This is a genomic window from Pseudomonas sp. 24 E 13, from assembly GCF_900004715.1.
Classification (GTDB): Bacteria; Pseudomonadota; Gammaproteobacteria; order Pseudomonadales; family Pseudomonadaceae; genus Aquipseudomonas; species Aquipseudomonas orientalis_A.
Genome location: NZ_CVTO01000068.1, coordinates 1 through 4,067, shown reverse-complemented (window position 1 = coordinate 4,067; position 4,067 = coordinate 1). Strand labels below are relative to the sequence as shown.

The window sequence follows — 4,067 nt, the reverse complement described above, 5'->3', positions numbered from 1 at the left end:
ATGAACGAACTTGCGCTTCCAGATCGGGCGTAAATCCTGTTGTTTCATCAGCCGACGGACCTTGTGCCGCCCAATGGATACGCCATCGCTACGCAGTGCTTTCATCACCCGACGACTGCCATAACAGTGCTCATTGGTCATGAACGTAGCTTTGACCTGAGCTGCAACCGGACAGACAGCTTTTGGCTTAAAAGACCGCTGACGAGCTTCATAGAACCCCGAACGGCTGATCCGCAAAACCCGGCAGATACGTATTACCGGGTAGGCCTTGCATTGCATTTGGTGAACCAATTGGTGGATCACTTCAATTCGCGGGCAAAGAAGGCCGTAGCTTTTTTTAATATATCGTTGTCAGTCTTCAGCTCGCGGATCTGCTGCTCAAGCTGACGAATACGCTGTTGCTCGCTGGTTAACGGTTTACCAATCCCTGTACCACCTAACTGCTCGGCTTGGTACTGCTGGACCCAGCGGCGCACGGCAGTATCACTCAAGTCTAAATCGGTACAAACGGAGTTCACGCTCAGGCCTTGGTCAACAATCATCTTGCAGACTCTTAGCTTGAAAGCGGCGTCGAATTTTCTGTACTTCTTGGTCATGGAATACTCCTCAATAGGTGTAGTTTCACCTATTGAGGTGTCCGGGACTATTAGACCAGCTCAAGCTGACACACCGCTATCGGGAGCAAGCCCCCTCCCACCTTTTGACCGATGTCGGCTTAGAGAATGGTGCTGTCTTCGGTGGCATACATCCACCGCAACAACGAATGCCGTCCGCTGATGCCCAGTTTGATCGCCGCGCGCTTGAGGTAGCTCTCGATGGTGTTGACCTTCAGCGCCAACTGTTCGGCCAACTCCGGCGCGGTGCGCCCGGCCAGCAGGCCTACGCACACTTCCAGTTCACGGTTGGACAGGGTCAACCCCGATTGCACGAGGCGCTCCTGAATGCGCCGCCGCAAGGTCTCGATGCCCTGGTTCTGTGGTTCCTGCGGCGTATTGCCTGGGGGGCATGGCTGGATCGCGCTGATGTGGTTTTCCACCATGGGCAGCAGCAGCGTGGAGAAATCCTCCAGCATGCTGCGCTCTTGCGCCGAGAAGGTTTCGGACTGGTGCGAGCGGTACACCGACAGCACATACCGCACATCGTCCTTACGGCGGGTGAGGTGCAGCTGGGCGGCCGGTTGCTCTTCGCCCAGCGCCACTGCCGAGTCGGTATAGACCGGGCTGATCCTGCGGCGAGTGTGGCCGGCGGCACTCACTCGCAGTTGCGTGATATGGGTGGCGTCCACTGCCAGTTGGGTGAGGATCAGGTCATGCAGCATACGTGGGAAGTGGCGACTGCCGGTGCTGGCGATGACCTTGCCTATACGTGGGAACAGGTGTGAGTTCATCAATTCGTCCATGAGTTTCGAGTGCAGGTATTCGGTCTTATAGCGACGGGGATTAAGAGACTAGCCAATGCGAATAACCTGCAGTGATAGTGCTGCCCGCCGAGACGTATGCTAGTACAGCCTGACCAAAGGGTGGGGATTCAATCATTAAAAAAGCAGATTAAAAGCGCATAACGACCTTTGCGCCTGATTTCGTGGCCGGCACAAGGATGTCGCCTACAGCTTCAGTGGTCGATGCCCAAGCCAGTTTCCGCAGGCGGCTATCCAGGAGGGCGAAGCAACGGGCAGCTTGTCGAGCTGAGGGCGCTCAAGATGGAACTCCAGCCAGATAGGAGTGTGCGTATGAATACGGTTGCCTCTCGTCCCAGTGATGCGTTGCGGCTCATCGAAGCCTTCCGGCACCGAGATGATCGCGGCGGTGACATCCGCCATAACGGTTTGCCCTCCAAGTCTGCCGAAGACGCGGCCTTGCACCTCTGGCGAAAGAGCCCGGGGTGGCTGGACAAGAACGGCGATGGCCGCCATGACGTGACCTACGAATTTCGTACCCCGCCCGTTGACAAGGACGCAAGGCAGTTCAACAAAACCGGTTTCACCCACGTTCTTGAAAACCAGCGCCAACAGACGCGGGCCAGCCTGCAGAGCATTGCCGATGTTGCCAACCTCAGGTTTACCGAAGGGCCGAGAGCCGCAGGCAGCGAAGGCCACATCACCCTCGCCAATTTCGGTCAGAGAATCGATGACAAGGGTCTGCCCTACAACGATACGAGCTATGCCGTGCTGCCTTCGCCAGGCGTTGCCAGCAGCGGTGATGTCTGGTTTGCCGTCAACAAAGGCGACCGGTCGGTGGTTGACGCCGCATTGGGAAATGCGGGCCGCCATACCATCGTCCACGAACTGGGGCATGCCTTGGGGCTCGACCACTCCGGCGACTACGACAGGATACTCAAACAAGAGCAGGTGGGTTATCACGAGGACTCGCAGAGTCACAGCGCCATGAGTTATCGGGGCGAGCGTACCGGCTATATGAATCATGCAGGCATGCGCTCTTCGGCGCCGCAGCTTGACGATATCAGTGCCTATCAACGCAAGTACGGCGCCAACCACGACACCCGTAAAGACAACACCACCTACGGCTTCAATGCCAATGCGGACCGAGACTTCCTGAGCGTCAACACCGCCAAGGATAAAATGGTAGCGGCCATTTGGGACGGTGGCGGCAATGACACCCTGGACTTCTCCGGTTACACGCAGGTCCAGCGCATCAGCCTGCGGGAGGGGACCTTTTCTGACGTCGGCGGCCTCAAGGGGAATGTTTCGATTGCCTATGGCGTGACGATCGAAAATGCCATCGGCGGCTCCGGCAACGATTTGCTGGTGGGTAACGAGGTGGCCAACGAACTCAGAGGGGGAGAGGGCGATGATTGGTTATATGGAGCAGGGGGGGCCGACACGCTGTGGGGCGGCAAGGGCAAGGACCGGTTTGCCTATGGGCGCATCAGCGACTCGACCCAGGCCGCGCCCGACCGGATCATGGACTTTGTCAGCGGCGAAGACAGGGTCGATGTGTCGGGTGTCAGGGCTTCGCTGGGGGTTGCGCAACTGAGCTTCGTCGACGCATTTTCCGGCGCCATCGGTGAAGCCATCGTGACTTACAACCCCGTGCTGAAAATGAGTTCCCTGGAAATCAGCGCTACGCCGAGTGAGGCGAACTTCGTGCTTGTCGTAGAGGGCCATGTGCGGCGCAGTGATATCGTCAGTTAAGGCTTTTCAGACTTGCGCAACCCGATGGCGCAGCAGCGCTTCAAATACCCGCTGCGCCCGTGGCTCATCACTGTGAGCCACATTGAAGCGCATCAAGTCACGGTGAGCCGGGTCGTAGCCAAACAGCAAGCCGGGCGCCAGCACCATGCTGCGCTTCAGGGCTTGCTGGGCCAGCAGTTCGCCGTTGACCCCCGGCGGCAGGCGCGCCCAGATGAACATGCCGCCTTCGAAAGCCATCGGCAGTTCGCAGCCGCAGCGCTTGAGCCATTGCTCGACGCGCCCGCCGGCTTCCATCAGGCGCTGGACCATGCGCTTGCGGTGCTTGGCATAACTGCCTTCGCTGAGCATGCGGTACACGATCTGCTCGAACAGCTCCGAGGTCACGCCGCCGCTCATCAACTTCATGTTGGTCAGGTTGGCGGCCAGTTGTGGCGCGGCCACCACATAGCTGACGCGGGCATTGGCGCTCAGGATCTTCGAAAATCCCGACAGGTAGGTGACCTGATCCAGCCCGGCGACGGCGGCCAGGCGTGGCGGTGGGTTGGGGTGCAGGTCGCCGTAGAGGTCATCCTCGACGATATGGCAGTGATACTGCTGGGTCAGTTGCAGCAGGCGAAACGCCTGGCTGGGGCTGAAGGAATGGCCCGTCGGGTTATGCAGCACGCTGGTGGTCAGGTACAGGCTGGGCCGGTGTTCGGCCAGCAGGTGTTCGAGGGCGGTGAAGTCGAAGCCGTCGGGGCGGCGTTCGAGCGTCACCACCTTGACGCCATGCAGGGCCAGGTTGGCGTGGAAGTTGAAGTAGCACGGCGCGTCCAGCAGCACCGTGTCGCCGGGCCGCACCAGCAGACGCATGAGCATGTCCAGGCCCTGCACGGTGTTGGGGGTGGTGATGATCTGTTCCACCGGCACCGACAGG

At 59.2% G+C, this 4,067-nt stretch carries 3 protein-coding genes and 1 pseudogene; 1 reads left to right on the top strand and 3 read right to left on the bottom strand.

What is annotated here, in order from left to right; all coding sequences use genetic code 11:
- Both BFP90_RS28035 and BFP90_RS03765 read right to left on the bottom strand, forming a co-directional pair.
- A pseudogene (locus BFP90_RS28035) lies at positions 1 to 596 on the bottom strand (transposase); the annotation flags it as partial.
- A gap of 119 nt (positions 597 to 715) precedes the next feature.
- On the bottom strand, positions 716 to 1,387 hold the full coding sequence (locus BFP90_RS03765; protein WP_083203149.1) for a LuxR C-terminal-related transcriptional regulator: 672 nt from the start codon (positions 1,385 to 1,387) through the stop codon (positions 716 to 718).
- A 342-nt stretch (positions 1,388 to 1,729) separates the two neighbouring features.
- Here BFP90_RS03765 and BFP90_RS03760 point away from each other — a divergent pair, with 342 nt between their 5' ends.
- The gene (locus BFP90_RS03760) at positions 1,730 to 3,151 is read left to right on the top strand and encodes a M10 family metallopeptidase C-terminal domain-containing protein (protein WP_065895981.1); all 1,422 of its coding nucleotides are present in this window, start codon (positions 1,730 to 1,732) and stop codon (positions 3,149 to 3,151) included.
- Positions 3,152 to 3,157: 6 nt separating this feature from the next.
- Here the strand turns inward: BFP90_RS03760 and BFP90_RS03755 are convergent.
- A partial coding sequence (locus BFP90_RS03755) for an aminotransferase-like domain-containing protein (protein WP_141688912.1) occupies positions 3,158 to 4,067 on the bottom strand: 910 nt, incomplete at its 5' end.